The 16,904-nt window shown below is 62.6% G+C and carries 14 protein-coding genes and 1 pseudogene; 9 read left to right on the top strand and 6 right to left on the bottom strand.

What is annotated here, in order from left to right:
* Position 1: 1 nt before the first annotated feature.
* Complete coding sequence (locus D575_RS0102285; protein ID WP_018144294.1) at positions 2-664, top strand: hypothetical protein; 663 nt, start codon at positions 2-4, stop codon at positions 662-664.
* A gap of 181 nt (positions 665-845) precedes the next feature.
* Positions 846-1,472, top strand: coding sequence for a peroxiredoxin (locus D575_RS0102280; protein ID WP_017941735.1), 627 nt, complete (start codon positions 846-848; stop codon positions 1,470-1,472).
* Positions 1,473-1,599: 127 nt separating this feature from the next.
* Here D575_RS0102280 and gloA read toward each other — a convergent pair whose 3' ends face one another.
* The 5 genes from gloA to trxB all read right to left on the bottom strand — a co-directional run bounded on the left by gloA (position 1,600) and on the right by trxB (position 7,351).
* Positions 1,600-2,100, bottom strand: coding sequence for a lactoylglutathione lyase (gene gloA / locus D575_RS0102275; protein WP_018144293.1), 501 nt, complete (start codon positions 2,098-2,100; stop codon positions 1,600-1,602).
* 321 nt (positions 2,101-2,421) lie between these two features.
* Positions 2,422-2,997: a lysozyme-like domain containing protein gene (locus tag D575_RS0102270; RefSeq protein WP_231367501.1), complete on the bottom strand. Its 576-nt coding sequence runs from the start codon at positions 2,995-2,997 to the stop codon at positions 2,422-2,424.
* A gap of 714 nt (positions 2,998-3,711) precedes the next feature.
* Positions 3,712-4,467, bottom strand: coding sequence for a leucyl/phenylalanyl-tRNA--protein transferase (gene aat / locus D575_RS0102265; RefSeq protein ID WP_018144291.1), 756 nt, complete (start codon positions 4,465-4,467; stop codon positions 3,712-3,714).
* Between the two features lie 486 nt (positions 4,468-4,953).
* Positions 4,954-6,231 (bottom strand): GNAT family N-acetyltransferase, encoded by a 1,278-nt coding sequence (locus D575_RS0102260; protein ID WP_018144290.1) that lies wholly within the window; start codon positions 6,229-6,231, stop codon positions 4,954-4,956.
* A 4-nt stretch (positions 6,232-6,235) separates the two neighbouring features.
* Positions 6,236-7,351: a thioredoxin-disulfide reductase gene (gene trxB, locus D575_RS0102255; RefSeq protein ID WP_018144289.1), complete on the bottom strand. Its 1,116-nt coding sequence runs from the start codon at positions 7,349-7,351 to the stop codon at positions 6,236-6,238.
* Between the two features lie 436 nt (positions 7,352-7,787).
* Between trxB and D575_RS0102250 the strand changes: the two genes are divergently transcribed.
* Together D575_RS0102250 and D575_RS0102245 are read left to right on the top strand one after the other, a co-directional pair.
* On the top strand, positions 7,788-10,682 hold the full coding sequence (locus D575_RS0102250; RefSeq protein WP_018144288.1) for a ribonucleoside-diphosphate reductase subunit alpha: 2,895 nt from the start codon (positions 7,788-7,790) through the stop codon (positions 10,680-10,682).
* Between the two features lie 97 nt (positions 10,683-10,779).
* On the top strand, positions 10,780-12,018 hold the full coding sequence (locus D575_RS0102245; protein ID WP_018144287.1) for a ribonucleotide-diphosphate reductase subunit beta: 1,239 nt from the start codon (positions 10,780-10,782) through the stop codon (positions 12,016-12,018).
* Between the two features lie 171 nt (positions 12,019-12,189).
* Here D575_RS0102245 and D575_RS0102240 read toward each other — a convergent pair whose 3' ends face one another.
* Positions 12,190-13,161, bottom strand: a complete 972-nt coding sequence (locus tag D575_RS0102240; protein WP_018144286.1) for an integron integrase — start codon at positions 13,159-13,161, stop codon at positions 12,190-12,192.
* Between the two features lie 239 nt (positions 13,162-13,400).
* On the opposite strand from D575_RS0102240, the gene D575_RS13825 reads away from it, so the two are divergent.
* From D575_RS13825 to D575_RS0102230, 5 genes and pseudogenes are all read left to right on the top strand, one after another.
* Positions 13,401-14,045: a DUF4145 domain-containing protein gene (locus D575_RS13825; RefSeq protein ID WP_081612084.1), complete on the top strand. Its 645-nt coding sequence runs from the start codon at positions 13,401-13,403 to the stop codon at positions 14,043-14,045.
* An 89-nt stretch (positions 14,046-14,134) separates the two neighbouring features.
* Complete coding sequence (locus D575_RS13820; RefSeq protein ID WP_081612083.1) at positions 14,135-14,722, top strand: hypothetical protein; 588 nt, start codon at positions 14,135-14,137, stop codon at positions 14,720-14,722.
* A 118-nt stretch (positions 14,723-14,840) separates the two neighbouring features.
* On the top strand, positions 14,841-15,203 hold the full coding sequence (locus D575_RS0102235; protein ID WP_018144285.1) for a hypothetical protein: 363 nt from the start codon (positions 14,841-14,843) through the stop codon (positions 15,201-15,203).
* A gap of 183 nt (positions 15,204-15,386) precedes the next feature.
* Positions 15,387-16,220 (top strand): hypothetical protein, encoded by an 834-nt coding sequence (locus D575_RS14355; RefSeq protein WP_155985169.1) that lies wholly within the window; start codon positions 15,387-15,389, stop codon positions 16,218-16,220.
* 186 nt (positions 16,221-16,406) lie between these two features.
* Positions 16,407-16,802 (top strand): annotated as a pseudogene (locus tag D575_RS0102230) (transposase); the annotation flags it as partial.
* Positions 16,803-16,904 lie beyond the last annotated feature (102 nt).

Here is a 16,904-nt window from a genome sequence, read left to right as displayed (position 1 = left end):
GATGAAAAAGACCGCAATGACCCTCTCCCTCTCCCTGTCCGCCGCGCTGCTGGCCAGTCCGATGCTGGCCTCGGCCGAGCCGCTGTCGTTCGGCGAGCACCAGACCATCCGCTCGATGGCCAGTGCCGGCATCGGCCAGGCCATCGTGAACGAGATGGGGGCCGGTTCGATGGCCGTGATCAACAACCCGTCCGCGGTCTGCGGCGCCCTGGCCGGTGGGCTGGGTGCGTCGATGCTGTCGGCCGATCCGCAGGCCGGCTTCCGCATCGCCACCCTGCGCTCCGCTGACGACGCCGCGGCCGCGGTGCGCGTGACCGCGGACAAGGACGTGGCCTATCTCGCACTCGGGGGAAATCTCGCGCGTGACGAAAACGTGGCCCTGGCCCACGCCTATCTGCAGGAACTCGCGGCCTCCGAATGGGACGGCACGCTGGTGCTGCATATCTCCTCCTGGATGCAGAAGCAGGTCCAGGCCGTCGCGGAGGCAGACACGGCCGTGGCCGACTATATTCAGGGGATCAACATGGTGGCGCTCCAGCCCGACCTGGATGCGGGGCAGGCGGTGATGCTGGGTGTGAACTTCGACGGCGAGAGCTTCACGACCGAGGAGATGGGTCGCCAGGACATGCGCGAGGACCTCGTGGAGCTGTTCCGCCGCATGTGAGTCAGCGCGCGGTGGGCCGGAGGGGCGCAAACCCTGCCCGGCTCATCGTTAGGGGAAAACTATCGGGACGTTAATTAATTAGTAATTCACGAAATTCGGAAGGGCGTATAAAGTAGAACGTACATGGAGGCAAGGCCCCATGAGCTTCCGAATCACTATCTAAACCGAAAGGAGTTACATCATGGCACTGCGTTTGGGCGATACCGCACCGAATTTCCAGATTGATACCACCAAGGGCAAGATCGATTTCCACGAATGGATCGGCGACTCCTGGTGCTTCTTCTTCAGCCACCCGGCCGACTTCACCCCGGTGTGCACCACCGAGATGGGCCGCACCGCGCAACTGGCCAAGCAGTTCGCGGACCGCAACACCAAGCCGCTGGGTCTGTCGACGGATACCGTCGAGGAGCACAACAAGTGGATTGAAGACGTCAACGACACCCAGGACACCACGCTGGAGTTCCCGATCGTCGCGGATGCCGACAAGAAGATCTCGGAGCTCTACGAGATGATCCACCCGGGCGAGAGCGAGACCGCCGCCGTGCGTTCGGTCTACATCATCGACCCGAACAAGAAGATCCGTCTGATGATGACCTACCCGATGTCGGTGGGCCGCAACTTCGACGAGATCCTGCGCGTGATCGATGCGCTGCAGACCGGTGACAAGCACGGGATCGCAACCCCGGCTGACTGGACCCCGGGCGCTCGCGTGATCATCCCGCCGACGGTCAGCAACGAGGACGCGCAGAAGAAGTTCCCGCAGGGCTTCGAGGAGATCCGTTCCTACCTGCGCTACACCAAGGTCTGATCCGGACCAACCAGCCGCCTCGCCCGGTTACGGGCGGGGCCGTTCTCCCCAGGTGGGAGCAAGGGGCCGCAAGGCCCCTTTTTTGTGCCCGCCGATCGCGGGCGTGCGGGTGCCCGCGATAGCCGGGCTAGCGCCCGAGTCCGGTCAGGCGGGCGGGTTCGAGGATCTCGATCCAGTAGCCGTCGAGGTCCTTCACGAAGGCGATGTCCTTCAGGCCGCCCTCGTCGGGGCGCTTCACGAACTCCACGTTGTTCTGGTCGAACCAGCGCACGGCGGCATCCAGGTCCGGGACCGAGAAGCAGATGTGGCCGAAGCCCTGCGGCTCGGCATTGCCGTCGTGGTAGTGGAAGTCCGCGTCGTTTTCGGTGCCGTAGTTGTAGGTTAGCTCGAGGATGCCGCGCTGGCTGAACATCCAGCGGGTGGCCTCCCCGCCGTCCTTCGGCGGCTGCGGTTCGTCTTCGCCAAGCTGCGCGAGGAAGTAGAGCGTGAACTCGAACTCCGGGAAGTCCAGGGTCTTGACCAGCTGCATGCCGAACACGCGCTGGTAGAAGTCCAGCGCCTTCTGCGGGTCCTTCACGCGCAGCATGGTGTGGTTGAAGCGAAAGCCTGCGGTGGGATTGTCGCTCATGGTGCGTCCTTGTCTCGGCCAAAGGGGGTGTCCCGGAAGACTGGAACACAGGCGGCGAGGTTCCCTCAAGTGCGGCCGTCACGCGTCGGAGGTTGGGGCGGGGCGGTTGGGTTCCGTCACTGCGAGGAGGCCCCGCCGACGCGTCAGTTTGTCGGGATTACTCCGGCGCCGGGACAGCGTCGGGCGATCGCTTCGCGGCGCTCGCGATGACGGGATGCTGGACGTGGGGCGCGTGCCCGCGTCCAAAAGCACCGTCATCCCGGAAACCGCGCAGCGGTTATCCGGGATCTCCCGGGGCAGGCATGGCGTTCGTCGGTTCGGCTACTGCCGGCAGAACGGCCAGACCTGGTAGAAACGCCGGCAGCGGAACTCGGATTCGCAGCTCTGTAGCTGGGACTCGTAGCGGTCGGCGCGCTGCGCTACTTGTCGGGCGGCGGCCCGGACCTGCGGCTTGCTCTGGTAGCTGCCGCGGTTATAGCCGCCCTGGCCCTCATGGTAGGCGAGGTAGAGGTGTTCCGAGTTGTACAACGACACGCCGGTCATGCGCTGGGTGCGGGCGTTGTACCAGCCGATGAAGTCGGTCGCGTGCTTCATGTGCGAACGTCGCGCGAAGCGGCTTCCGGCATCGTCCTGGTACTCGCCCCAGACCGGGTCCTGGGCCTGGGCATAGCCCCGGGCGGAGGAGGGGCGGCTCCACGGGATGAAGCCCAGCAGGCGCTCGCGGTCCGGGCGCACGTGGCTGCGGAAGGAGGACTCCTGCTGGATGAACGACATCTGGGTCGCGATCGGCGTGCCCCATTCCTGCTTGGAATCCCGCGCATGATCGTACCAGCGCGGCTGCTCGCGGAAGATCTCGCAGATGTTGCTCTGGTCATCGGGCGGGGAGGGCGACAGCATGGAACACCCGGCGGTGATGGCTGCCAGCGCCAGCAGCAGCCCGGCCCGCAAAATGGCGACGACCGCCCGCCGCACCTTCCTTGATTCTGCCTTGTCCACCCGAATCTCCCGCCCGGTTCCCCAATGGCCCGCGAGTATAAAGCACTCGCGACGAGGGCAATGGGCGCGCCGTGCACCGAGCCTGCTTCCGGAGCTTGCCGCAGCCCCTGCGGGGCCGAGCAACGACAGGGTCGCGTCACCCGCCATCGCGAGCGGCTGTAAGCGATCTCCCGACGCGGTCCCCGGGCCGGGGTGGCCCCCGAAAGGACTGCCACTTCGGCTGCACCTCCTCGCCGTGACGGGAGCGGGGAGACGCGGTCCCGTCACGCCCACATGCCCGTCATCGCGAGGCGGGCAGCGCCGCGGCGATCTCCGTCCGGGGCCACCGGAATCGGCCGTCGTACGTGGTGTCTGGGTTCATCGAATCCGGCCGTCTTTGTGGGAGAGACCCTGCCCGAGAGACGCCAGGCCGGATCTCCCGGTAGGAGCCTGCTTGCAGGCGAAGCCCCTGCCATTGTTGGACGCGGGCAGGGGCGTTCGCCTGCAAGCAGGCTCCTACGGGCGTGTTCCAGCCGGGATCGAGGGGGGGCAAGGGTACAGGTCGTACGCCCTGGTTCGACCGGTTCGTTCGAGATGTCGCGGACGCGGGCAGGGGCTTCGCCTGCGAGCAGGCTCCTACCGGGGGGTGTTCCAGTCGGGGTCGAGGGGGCTCAGGTTCGGGTCGGTCCGCCATGGGCCTGGCTCGACCGGCTCGCGGGCGATTTCGCGGATGCGGTCGATGAACGCCTTGCGGGGCAGGGTGATGGCCCCGAGGTTGCGCAGGTGGGCGGTCTCCATCTGTACGTCGACCAGCGGCCAGCCCCAGGCGACCAGGTGGCGGCACAACCAGGCCAGCGCCATCTTGGAGCCATCCCGCTCGCGCGAGAACATCGACTCGCCGCAGAACAGCCGCCCGACCGCGACGCCATAAAGCCCGCCGATCAGGCGCGGGCCGTCCCACACCTCCACCGAATGCGCGTGGCCCGAGCGGTGCAGTGCGATATAGGCCTGCTGCATGCTGGTGGTGATCCAGGTGCCATCGGCGTAGTCGCGAGGGCCGGCGCAGGCCTCGATGACGGCCTCGAAGGCGCGATCGAAGCTCACCGTGTAACCGCGATTGCGGATCGCCTTCTTGAGGCTGCGATGCAGGCGGAAGTGGCCCGGCTCCAGTACCGCGCGCGGGTCCGGGCTCCACCACAGGATTGGCTGCCCGGCCTCGAACCAGGGGAAGACCCCGGAGCGATAGGCATTCAGCAGACGCGGCACGGAGAGATCGCCCCCGGCGGCCAGCAGCCCGTTGGGCTCGCGCAACGCCTGCGCCGGGTCCGGAAATGGCGCCTCCGGATGCTCCGGATCGAGCCAGGGCAGGGTGATCTGCGGGCCGCCATTCATGGGGCGCCTCCGTGCAAGACCCGAGATGGGAGGCCCGGGTCTTGTAGGAGCCTGCTTGCAGGCGAACGGCCTGTGGCGGAACCCGGCGCGGGCAGGGGCTTCGCGGGCGAGCCCGCTCCTACGGGGCGGTCGGGGATCCTCGTGTGTGCCCACGGTGTGGCGGGCAGGGGTGCCGCCGAGGGTCGGAGACCCCGGCTCGTCGCTGCGTTGTGCCCGGGATGACGGCTCGCCGTACCCCGGCGGCATGGCAGGGCCTGTAGGAGCCTGCTTGCAGGCGAATGGGGTGTGGTGGAGTCCAGCACGGGCAGGGGGTTCGCGGGCAAGCCCGCTCCCACAGGGCGATCCGGGATCCCGGAGTGCGGAGAAGGTCCAGTTGGCGAGCCGGTTGCCTGGGTCGGGCGATCCCGGCTCTTCGCTGCGCTACGACCGGGATGACGAGGTGGGGCGCTGTGGCCGGGATGACGGCCGCAGCGAGCCGGGCTCGGGTTAGCGGTCGGGCACATCATCGGGATGGGCCTGGCGATAGGGCGAGTGTTCGTGCAGGCGTTCGCACTGGGCGCGCATCATCTGGGCCTCGCGCTCGCAGAAGTCGCGCACGGGCTGCTCGAAACCCTCGGTCAGGATCATGTGGGCGGAGTAGGTGGGTGTGGGCAGGAAGCCGCGCGGGATCTTGTGCTCGCCCTGGGCACCCGGCTCGAAGCGGGCCAGCCCCTCGCGGATGCAGAATTCGATGCCCTGGTAGTAGCAGGTCTCGAAGTGCAGGTCGGCCAGCTCCTCGGTGCAGCCCCAGAAGCGCCCGTACAGGGTGTCGTGGCTGCGATAGCAAAGCGCCGCGGCGATGGTCTCGCCGTCTCCCTTCGCGTCCGGTTCCGTCGCATCCGGATCCGTCGCGCTGGGGCGCCGGGCCTCGAACAGCACCACCTGGTCGCCAAGCTCGGCCGCGGTCTCGACAAAGAAGGCCTCCGACAGCGTCGGGATGCCCATGTGCTTCTCGAAGGTGTCCACGTAGAAGCGGTGAAAGCGCGCCCAGTCCTCGGCCTCGCCGGTGGCGCCGGTCAGGGTGCGAAAGACGATCCCGGCCTCGTGGACGCGGCGGCGTTCGCGCTTGATGTTCTTGCGTTTCTTCGAGCTGAGCGCGCCGAGGAAGGCGTCGAAGTCCGCGTAACCGCCGTCCGGGGCGTTGGTCCAGTGGTACTGGCAGCCCATGCGCTCGGCCAGGCCCAGCTCGCGGGTCACGTCCAGATCGTCCTGGTTGGGGAACAGGATGTTCACGCCGGAGGCGTTCAGCTCGCGCCCGCGAGTGGCCAGCGCGCGCACCAGCAAGGTGCGCAGGTGATCGAAGTCCGGCGCCTCCGGGTGCACTAGCAGGCGCGGCCCGGTGGCCGGGGTGTAGGGCACGGAGACGACCAGCTTGGGGTAGTAGTTCAGCCCGTGGCGGTTCCACGCGCCTTCCCAGGCGAAATCGAACACGAACTCGCCGTAGTTGTTGGTCTTGGCGTAGGCCGGGGCCGCCGCGACCAGCTGGCCCTCGCGGAAGATCAGTACATGCTGCGGGAACCAGCCGAACTGCCGGCCCAGGCACTCGTGGCGCTCCAGGCCCTCCAGGAAGGCGTGGCGCAGGAACGGCTCGGTGCCGCCGGTCAGGGCATCCCAGGCGGCCGGGTCCACCGCGGCCAGGCCGTCACGCAGCTCGACGCGCTCCGCCGTGTTGCCCGTGGCGTCCTCCGGCGGGTCCGGTGCCTGGGTGTCGCCCTCGGCGTTCACGCGATCAACCGAGCTTGTCCAGGTACTTCTCCGCGTCCAGTGCGGCCATGCAGCCAGTGCCGGCGGAGGTGACCGCCTGGCGATAGACGTGATCCATCACGTCGCCGGCGGCGAACACGCCCGGCACGGAGGTGGCCGTGGCGTTGCCTTCCAGTCCGCTTTGCACCTTGATGTAGCCGCCCGCCATATCCAGCTGGCCCTGGAAAATGTCGGTGTTCGGCTTGTGGCCGATGGCGATGAACACGCCCATCAGCTCGAGATCCTTGGTCTCGCCGGACTCGGTGCTCTTGAGTCGCGCACCGGTCACGCCGGTCTCGTCGCCGAGGATCTCTTCCAGGGTGTGGTTCCACTCGATGGTCACGTTGCCGTTCTTTTCCTTCTCGAACAGCTTGTCCTGCAGGATCTTCTCCGAGCGCAGCGAATCGCGCCGGTGCACCAGGGTGACCTCGGAGGCGATGTTCGACAGGTACAGCGCCTCCTCGACCGCGGTGTTGCCGCCACCGATCACCGCCACTTTCTGGCCACGGTAGAAGAAGCCGTCGCAGGTGGCACAGGCGGACACGCCCTTGCCGGCGAAGGTGGTCTCGGACTCCAGCCCCAGGTACTGCGCGGAGGCCCCGGTGCAGATGATCAACGCATCACAGGTGTACTCGCCGGAGTCGCCGATCAGGCGGTAGGGCTGGTCCTTCAGCTGCACCGTGTGGATGTGGTCGAAGATCACCTCGGTATCGAAGCGCTCGGCGTGCTTCTGCATGCGCTGCATCAGCTCGGGGCCCTGCACGCCCTCGTTGTCGCCGGGCCAGTTGTCCACATCGGTGGTGGTCATCAGTTGGCCGCCCTGTTCCAGCCCGGTGATCACGACCGGGTTCAGGTTGGCGCGCGCGGCGTAGACGGCGGCGGTCCAGCCGGCCGGGCCGGAGCCCAGGATCAGCAGCGGGCAGTGACGCGGCGCCTTCTCGCTGCCGCCCTTTTTCGGCTGGGTCGCGGTGTCGCTACCGGAGGAGAGCGAGACGGCGCCGGCGGCTGCCTGCATGGCACCCGTGGCGACGGCGGCCTTGGGGGCGTCCTTCTTGCCGGCCTGCTTGCTCTTCTTGTCGGATGGGTCCTTGGCGTCGCTCATGCGGTACTCCCTGTCGATACGATGAATACGGCTGGCGTTGCCGGCCCGGCCGGCAACGCAAAAAAGCGGGTTCGATAAGGCGGGGATTATTGGGACGCGGCGGGTCTTTGTCCAACATCGCCACGCCGGACGTGGATGCCCCAAAGCGGTCCCCGCGCGCGATACCGATTCGGTAATCGCGGGCCATAAAACATTTTCATGTTCGCGTGGGCCGTGGGCACCCGGCGGGGAGTCACTACATCGGCGTTTGGTGGATAACCGGGGTGCCTCGCCAGGAATGGCGACAGGACGGGGAATGGGCGTTTTTATCCACAGCTTGCCCACGGCTTGTGCGCGGTTTGTTCTTCCGGGAGCCACTATATCTAGTGGCTATGCAGTTCTCGATCCCCGATCTATAGTATCTCACGTTCGATCCAACACCAGCGCGAGGCCCGTCATGCACAGCGATTCCCATACTGCCACAGCCCAGCAGGGCACCCAGTACCCGCCGCAAGCCGAACCGTCGGCCGAGGTCCTGGCGACCAGCCCGGGCCAGCACCAGGTGATTCGCCGCAATGGCAAGGTGACCGGCTTCGATGCCTCCAAGATCGAGGTCGCGGTGACCAAGGCCTTCCTCGCGGTGGAGGGCGGCAATGCCGCGGCCAGCCGTCGCATCCACGAGGTGTCGAAGGAAGTGGCCGGGCAGGTGGTGGACAGCCTGTTCCGCCGCGCCGGGACCCAGGGCATGACGGTCCACATCGAGGATATCCAGGACCACGTGGAGCTGGCGCTGATGCGCAGCGGCCACCACAAGGTCGCGCGGGCCTACGTGATCTACCGCGAGCAGCAGTCGCAGAAGCGCGCTGCCGAGGCCGCCGAGCAGGGTGCGGACGAACAAGCCGAGGCCGCCACGCTGAACGTGACCCGGGCCGACGGCACCCTGGCCCCGCTGGACGAGGACCGCCTGCAGGCGGTGGTCGCCGAGGCCTGCGCCGGCATCGAGCAGGTGGATGGCGAGAAGATCCTGACCGAGGCCCGCCGCAACCTGTTCGACGGCGTGGCCGAGAAGGATGTCTCTACCGCGCTGGTGATGGCCGCGCGGGTGATGATCGAGAAGGAGCCGAACTACTCCGAGGTCACCGCGCGGTTGCTGATGGACGCGCTGCGCCGCGAGGCCCTGAGCTTCGTGCACGGCCGCCCGGAAGAGGCCACCCAGGCCCAGCTGGCCGAGCGCTATGCCGATTACTTCGGTGCCTACATCAAGCGCGCCGCCGAGCTGGAGCTGGTCGACAGCGAGCTGACCCGCTACGACCTGGAACGCCTGGGCGCCGCGCTCAAGCCCGAGCGCGACCTGCAGTTCACCTACCTGGGCCTGCAGACCCTGTTCGATCGCTACTTCATCCACTCGGACGGCATCCGCTTCGAGCTGCCGCAGGCGTTCTTCATGCGCGTGGCGATGGGCCTGGCGATCAACGAGATCGACCGCGAGGCGCGCGCGATCGAGTTCTACAACCTGCTGAGCTCGTTCGACTTCATGAGCTCCACGCCGACCCTGTTCAACTCCGGCACCCTGCGTCCGCAGCTCTCCAGCTGCTACCTGACCAGCGTCCCGGACGACCTCGACGGCATCTACAGCGCCATCCGCGACAATGCGCTGCTGTCCAAGTTTGCCGGCGGGCTGGGTAACGACTGGACCCGCGTGCGCGGCATGGGCGCCCACATCAAGGGCACCAACGGCAAGTCGCAGGGCGTGGTCCCGTTCCTCAAGGTGGCCAACGACACCGCGGTGGCGGTGAACCAGGGCGGCAAGCGCAAGGGCGCGGTGTGCGCCTACCTCGAGACCTGGCACATCGATATCGAGGAGTTCATCGAGCTGCGCAAGAACACCGGCGACGACCGCCGCCGCACCCACGACATGAACAGCGCCAACTGGATCCCGGACCTGTTCATGAAGCGTGTGGCCGAGGACGGCGACTGGACCCTGTTCTCCCCGAACGAGGCGCCGGACCTGCACGACCTGATCGGTGCCGACTTCGAGAAGCGCTACAGCGAGTACGAAGAGAAGGCCGCGCGCGGCGAGATGCGCGTGTACAAGACCATGAAGGCCGTCGACCTGTGGCGGAAGATGCTCGGCATGCTGTTCGAGACCGGCCACCCGTGGGTCACCTTCAAGGACCCGTGCAACCTGCGCAGCCCGCAGCAGCACACCGGCGTGGTTCACAGCTCCAACCTGTGCACCGAGATCACCCTGAACACCTCGGACGACGAGATCGCGGTGTGCAACCTGGGCTCGATCAACCTGGCCGCGCACATAGGCGACAACGGCGAGCTGGATCAGGCCAAGCTCGAGCGCACCGTGAACACCGCCATGCGCATGCTCGACAACGTGATCGACTACAACTACTACTCGGTGCCGCAGGCGCGTCGCTCCAACATGCGCCACCGCCCGGTGGGCCTGGGGATCATGGGTTTCCAGGATGCGCTGTACAAGCTGCGCCTGCCGTATGCCTCCGAGGCCGCCGTGGAGTTCGCCGATGCCTCCATGGAGGCGGTGTCCTACTACACCATCCAGGCCTCGACCGATCTGGCCGAGGAGCGCGGGCGCTACGAGAGCTTCCCCGGCAGCCTGTGGAGCCAGGGCATCCTGCCGATCGACTCGATCGAAAAGCTGGCCGAGACCCGCGGCGACTACCTGCAGATGGACACCACCCAGCGCCTGGAGTGGGACAAGCTGCGCAAGCGGGTGAAGAAGGTCGGCATGCGCAACTCCAACACCATGGCGATCGCGCCGACCGCGACCATCTCCAACATCTGTGGCGTGTCGCAGTCGATCGAACCGACCTACCAGAACCTGTTCGTCAAATCGAACCTGTCGGGCGAGTTCACCGTGATCAACCCGTACCTGGTGCGCGATCTGAAGGACCGCGAGCTGTGGGACGAGGTCATGGTCAACGACCTCAAGTACTACGACGGCTCGGTGCAGCCGCTGGACCGCGTGCCGGAGGACCTCAAGGCCCTGTACGCCACCGCGTTCGAGCTGGACACCCGCTGGCTGGTCGAGGCCGCCTCGCGCCGGCAGAAGTGGATCGACCAGGCGCAGAGCCTGAACCTGTACATGGCCGAGCCCTCCGGGCCCAAGCTGGACGCCCTGTACAAGCTGGCCTGGGTGCGCGGGCTGAAGACGACCTACTACCTGCGCTCCATGGGTGCGACCCACGTGGAGAAGAGCACCGTGGCCGACTCCTCGCGCGCCAACAAGCTGAACGCCGTCTCCGGCGGCCAGCAGGCGTCCGAGCCGGAGGCGCCCAAGGCGTGCTCCATCCTCGATCCGGACTGCGAGGCCTGCCAGTAAGGCCCGCCCGCGAGCGGGCACCGAATACGTACGACCAAGCAAACTGAACAAAGGCCCGGCCACCGCGCCGGGCCGCCACCGAAAGAAGAGGGACACTATGCTTTCCTGGGACGATCCGATTGCCGCCGTAAAAGGCGAAGGCCAGAAACAACCCGCCGTACGCCCGGGCATGGGCTTTCAGGAGAACGAAGCCCTGATGAGCACCGCCGGTGCCGCGCCCAGCGTCCCGCCGGAGCCGGAGAACGCCGGCCAGCCGCTGGCCGAGCCGAACGAAGAAGCCCTGACCGGCACCGGCCTGGAAGACATCGAGATGGGTGCCGAGCGCATCCGCGTGGATGACAAGAAGATCATCAACTGCCACGCGGACCTCAACCAGCTCGTGCCCTTCAAGTACAAGTGGGCCTGGCAGAAGTACCTGGACGGCTGCGCCAACCACTGGATGCCGCAGGAAATCAACATGAACGCGGACATCGCCCTGTGGAAGGACCCGAATGGTCTGACTGAGGACGAGCGCACCATCGTCAAGCGCAACCTGGGCTTCTTCTCCACCGCCGACTCGCTGGTGGCGAACAACCTGGTGCTGGCCGTGTACCGCCACATCACCAACCCCGAGTGCCGCCAGTACCTGCTGCGCCAGGCCTTCGAGGAAGCAGTCCACACCCACGCCTACCAGTACTGCGTGGAGTCCCTGGGGTTGGACGAGGGCGAGATCTTCAACATGTACCGCGAGGTGCCCTCCGTCGCCGTCAAGGCCGAATGGGCCCTGCCGTTCACCAAGCACCTGGCGGATCCGAACTTCCGCACCGGCACGCCGGAGGCGGACCAGAAGCTGCTGCGCGAACTGATCGCCTTCTACGTGGTGTTCGAGGGCATCTTCTTCTACGTCGGCTTCGTGCAGATCCTCTCCATGGGCCGGCGCAACAAGATGACCGGCGTGGCCGAGCAGTTCCAGTACATCCTGCGCGACGAGTCCATGCACATGAACTTCGGCATCGACGTGATCAACCAGATCAAGGTCGAGAACCCGCACCTGTGGACCGAAGACTTCAAGAACGAGATGCGCACCCTGATCCGGGACGCGGTCGAGCTGGAGGCGCAGTACGCCCGCGACACCATGCCCCGCGGCGTGCTTGGCATGAATGCGCAGATGTTCGAGGAGTACCTGCACTTCATCGCCAACCGCCGCTGCGCCCAGATCGGCCTGGCCGAGATGTACCCGGGTGCCGACAATCCCTTCCCTTGGATGAGCGAGGTGCTCGATCTCAAGAAGGAGAAGAACTTCTTTGAGACGCGGGTTACGGAGTATCAGACGGGTGGGGCGTTGAGCTGGGATTAACCCGGCGGGGCCGAGACCCAAAGAAGCGGAGCCAGGGAAATGGCCATGCAGCAACAGAAGAGGGCGCCGCAAGACGGCGCCCTCGTTGCGCTTGGCGGCCTGGAAGCGACGACGGGTGTCACGCAATCGTTCACACTGAGGCCTTTGTATCGGGTTACACCCCCATCGTTCTTACGGCAGATGATCCAGTGGGCTTCGTACGCCCGCGAAGCGATCGCCCAGCACATGCGTGTAAATCTGGGTCGTCTCCAGGCTCTTGTGGCCCAGAAGCTCCTGCACCGTCCGAATATCCGTACCGCGCTGCAGCAACTGCGTCGCAAAGCTGTGCCGGAGTGTATGGCACGAGCCAGGACGAACCAGCCCAGCGCCACGCATCGCACGACTAACGGCGCGTTGAACCGCCGATGGATGGATATGGTGCAGCACCACTCGCCCATCGTTGTCTACGCACGGTCGGCTCGCCGGCACAAGCCATTGCCAGCCCAGCGCTGTGCCTGCGTTGGGATACTTCCGCGCGAGTGCATGCGGCAGCGAAACCGGGACTCCCGGTACCTGGCGTTCACTCCATTCCGCTTCCAGCTCCCGAATCCTTTCGCGGATGGATTCCGTGCAGCCCGGTGGCAGCAGGGTGACCCGATCCTTGTCGCCTTTGCCGCTGCGAACGGTGATGGACCCGCGTCCAAAATCGAAGTCACGCACCCGGAGACGACAGGCTTCCGTGACGCGCAAGCCTCCTCCGTACATCAGCGCCCCAAGAAGCCACATTGGCCCCTCGAGTCGCGCGAGCACCGCTATCACTTCCTGGTGCGACAGGACCACCGGCAGGCGGCGGGGCCGGCGGGCGCGCGTGACCTCGCCTATTTCGCCCAGTGGCTGCTCAAGCACATGCCGATACAGGAACACGAGTGCGTTCAAAGCCTGGTTCTGCGTGGTGGCCGCGACCTTGCGTTCCACCGCGAGAAACTCCAGGAACCGCCGAACTTCCGGTCCGCCCATCGTGGCGGGATGCTGGATGCCGTGAAACCGAATGTAGTACCGAATCCAGTAGCAATACGTCTTTTCCGTCCGCGGGCTGTACCGCCGGGTGCGCAGCGTTGTGCGCACCCTCTCCATCAATCGGGGTCCCTTCGAAGTGGCGTCCATGCCAAGCCTCCACTCAAACAGTATACTGTCGATATATACAGTACATTGCCATGTGGCGCAACGGCCCTGCGAGATATCCACGGCGTAGGTCGCACCAAAAAACCGCAAGACCCGGATTGTCGGGGAGAATCGCGGATTCCTGACCCAATCCAATATCCGAATGGACACGCGCGCACGTTCATTTCATATCCGTGCGCGCTACCCAATCACTGTTATGTTGGTAGAGGATTCTGTACAAAATGGAAGAACAATCAATTGGGCACTGCCCGCATTGTGGCAATAAGGCACCACAAGAGTTAAAAGGGTTGTGTTCTCATCTGCATAATCAGGATGGCTCCCATCATTTTTTTCTCACGCAGTGCCTAACTTGCGCAGAGGGGCTATTATACAGGCATGTTGATCCTGGCAATTCTATGCCTCGAATATCCCACGGTAATTTTGAGCTCTCTGAGTATGAGTTGGTTTGGCCTACTCCGGCAGGATTACATTCTTGCGTCCCTGACTCGGTTAAAAATGTATACCTAGAAGCGGCAGCTATAAAAAGCTTGGCACCAAACGCCTTTGCGAACCAGATTCGTCGTGCTCTTGAAGCTGTATGCAAAGATCGCGGCGCCACACAACGCGTTCTAGCTCAAAGCTTAAATGAACTAGCAGCCCGCGGAGAAATCCCTCAAACTCTTTCAGAAATGACGGATGTATTACGAAAACTTGGTAACGTGGGCTCTCATGCCGGAGATGAAACGATAGCTCCGGAGTATGTTGATGTAATTGATGAGTTTTTCAGAGCAATCATTGAATATGTCTACATAGCTCCGCACAAGGTTAATGAGTTTAAAGCTCGGTTGGCCTATGCACAGAAAACAGGGACGCAGCCAGCAACATAACCATGCCAGTCACGGCGACGTCTACTACATTGCGGCTTCGCCTCCATTTCGTAGCCGCGCGTGCTGAGCGGCGTTATGTGTGAAGCCACATGGAAGAGATGAAAGAACATATAGAGATGTATGAAGGTATTCAGCCTCCTCATCTCGCATTCTATAGTGAGGCCATTAGATTCAATTTAGTGGCTGCTATCTCGTCTGTTGAATTTCTTGTGGAGTGCTTGAAAGAAACTAATACAATGGAAGACCCTTCTGGTTTAAACAATGCAATATTAGATTCAATTCAAAATATACTTTTGCATACTGCTAGTGTTTCCAAGTATTTTTGGCCGATAAATAAAGGTGTGCACAAAGTTCACAAGAAAAGGGCTCAAACTCTACGGCGGATTTTTAAAGTCAAAGAAAGCAGTGTTCTTCAGAACAAAGAGTTAAGGAATCACCTAGAGCATCTAGACGAAAATTTGGACAAATACCTTTGGTCTAAACCAGTTGTGGGTAATGTGTTTCCGGCGTATGTTGGGCCAGAAATGCCAAGAAACGAGGTTCCATATCATTTCTTTAGAGCCTTTTTCACGGAGTCAGGTATTTTTGAGTCGCTTGGTGTACGGTTAGATCTTCAACCAATCATAGATGAGCTCTATGAAATCTACAGAAGTACGTTTAACGATGAAAACACATAACAAGGCAAATTCACACGGACAAATTTCCGCAACGCTCGTTTGTGACGTATGCCACAAGCCTCACGTTTCTCCAATTTGCCGGTGATTTGCGGCGTTATGTACTTAGAGGATGCCGAGAATGTCTTGGGACGTGGCGCTAATCTCCGCGGGTGCTGGCTTGCTGGCCGGAGCGATCGGCAGTCTCGTTGCGCCATGGGTACACTGGGCTATTGAGAAACGCCGCTCGCAGTTCCTGTATCGCCAAGAACTTGTCCGAACTTGGCGAGCGGAGATTGAGTCTTTCAGTTGGGACCACGGCGACTTCGGTGACAGCACGACTTACGCAGCAATGCGGCCGCATATGCGCGAAGAAGTGATCAAAAAATTCGAAGCACAGAGAACGCTGCACGTGCCACCCGACGGAGGCCGCGGCCAAAAACTCCACAAGCAGTGGGCCTCGGATGAGGTTGCTCGAATTGAGAAAGAGTGGGGCCTAGTGTGACCGCCGCACATAACAAAACGCCCGAGCCGACGCCGTGACACGTTGGCGTTTTTCGTCGGGCGCTTACGTCGGCGCAGCTCAGCTTATCGTTAGAGGCATGGAGGAACTGTGCCAGTATCAGAAAAAGTAAAGAGAGTAATTTGGTCTAAAGCCGCTGGGAAGTGCTCGATTTGCAGAGAGGACTTGTTGCTGGACGGTGAGGTTGAAGAGTTGACCCACTTGGTTGGTGAGGTGGCTCATATAGTAGCGGAAAGGGAGGATGGCCCACGGGGAATTTCTGATATTGATATAGTAGCTAGAAATTGTGAGCGGAACTTGTTGCTACTTTGTCTTGGGCACCACAAAGTGGTGGATGATGATCCGGTCACTTATCCTGTGGGCAAGCTTTTGGAAATAAAGAATGCGCATGAGAACTGGGTTTCCACAAATCTGGCGAGCAATCCGGTTTGGGATACCAAGCTTCATCAGATGTACTACATCAATGTACCCAGGCTTTCTTTGCTATGTGCCCGATACGGATATTCGCTTGACCTGTCTCGTTATGGTCGAATTGAAGCATTGAACGAATTAGGCTGGGAACTAAATGGTTTAATGGGCGGCTTCAGTAAGCTGTTAAGTGCAGTTGAATTAAGTGCAGTGCCGATTGAAACGGCCCTTGCTCAGCCAGATAGAATGAGGGGTATGTGCGTAAGTTTTGACCGTCGCTTCAGGACAAAAAATATATCCATGCCCGGATGTGCCTCTGAGTACAAGACGCAATTTAGAGGTGATCTCAAAAAAGACCCTCATATTTATACAAAAATCGGCGACTATAAAGTAGTCGCGTACATTGATAGACGCTGGGTGACAACTACCACCGCGTTCTGTCAGTTCCGGCCTAGTTCCGGTCAAAACGACTTTGCGGGCATTGCTTTTGTTAATAGCGTAGATGCAACTGCTAGAATAGTGAGCATAACTCCGTATGTCATTGGAATGCCAAGTAACGACTTTATTGAGGCCTTTTATGGCAGCCTCTAACAAGTGGCAGCAGTCGGAACGTTTTTCCGCTCCTGCGTCGTTCCAAAACGTCTGCTGTGCCAGGGATATCGGGGTCGGACCTCGGTAACCTACGGAAAAACAGCGGTAAACCGGTCTAGAAAGGTCGCGATTCGACTTTAAAGCGGTCATTTCGGCCATCAAATGGGCATTCCAGGGAGGGAAGCCATGCCACGGGCGAATCGCCATCATCTGCCGGGCCATGTCTGGCACGTTACCCATCGTTGTCACAAGCAGGAGTTTCTGCTGAAGTTCGCCCGCGACCGGAGGCTCTGGCGCTACTGGCTGTACCAGGCGCGTCAGCGTTACGGACTCTGTGTGCTCAACTACATAGTGACCTCCAACCATGTACACCTGCTGGTGCGGGATGGGGGCGGAGGCGAGATTGCGCGTTCCATGCAGTTGATCGCGGGCCGGGTTGGCCGGTCATACAACCGACGCAAGGCGCGCAAGGGCGCTTTCTGGGAAGACCGCTACCATGCCACTGCCGTGCAGACCGGGACCCACCTCGCGCGCTGCCTGGTGTACATCGACCTGAACATGGTCCGGGCGGGGGTGGTGAGGCGTGGCGGAAGAAGGGGACACCCATGGTTTCTTCTACTGCGCATTGATTAGGAGGTTTGCGTGGATAGGGGTAATAAGCGTTGGGGCGATGCTTGACCCGCT

It is taken from the genome of Thioalkalivibrio sp. AKL6, assembly GCF_000376905.1.
Lineage (GTDB): Bacteria > Pseudomonadota > Gammaproteobacteria > Ectothiorhodospirales > Ectothiorhodospiraceae > Thioalkalivibrio > Thioalkalivibrio versutus.
Note: the sequence above shows the minus strand (reverse complement) of the source record. Positions and strands in the feature narration are given on the sequence as shown.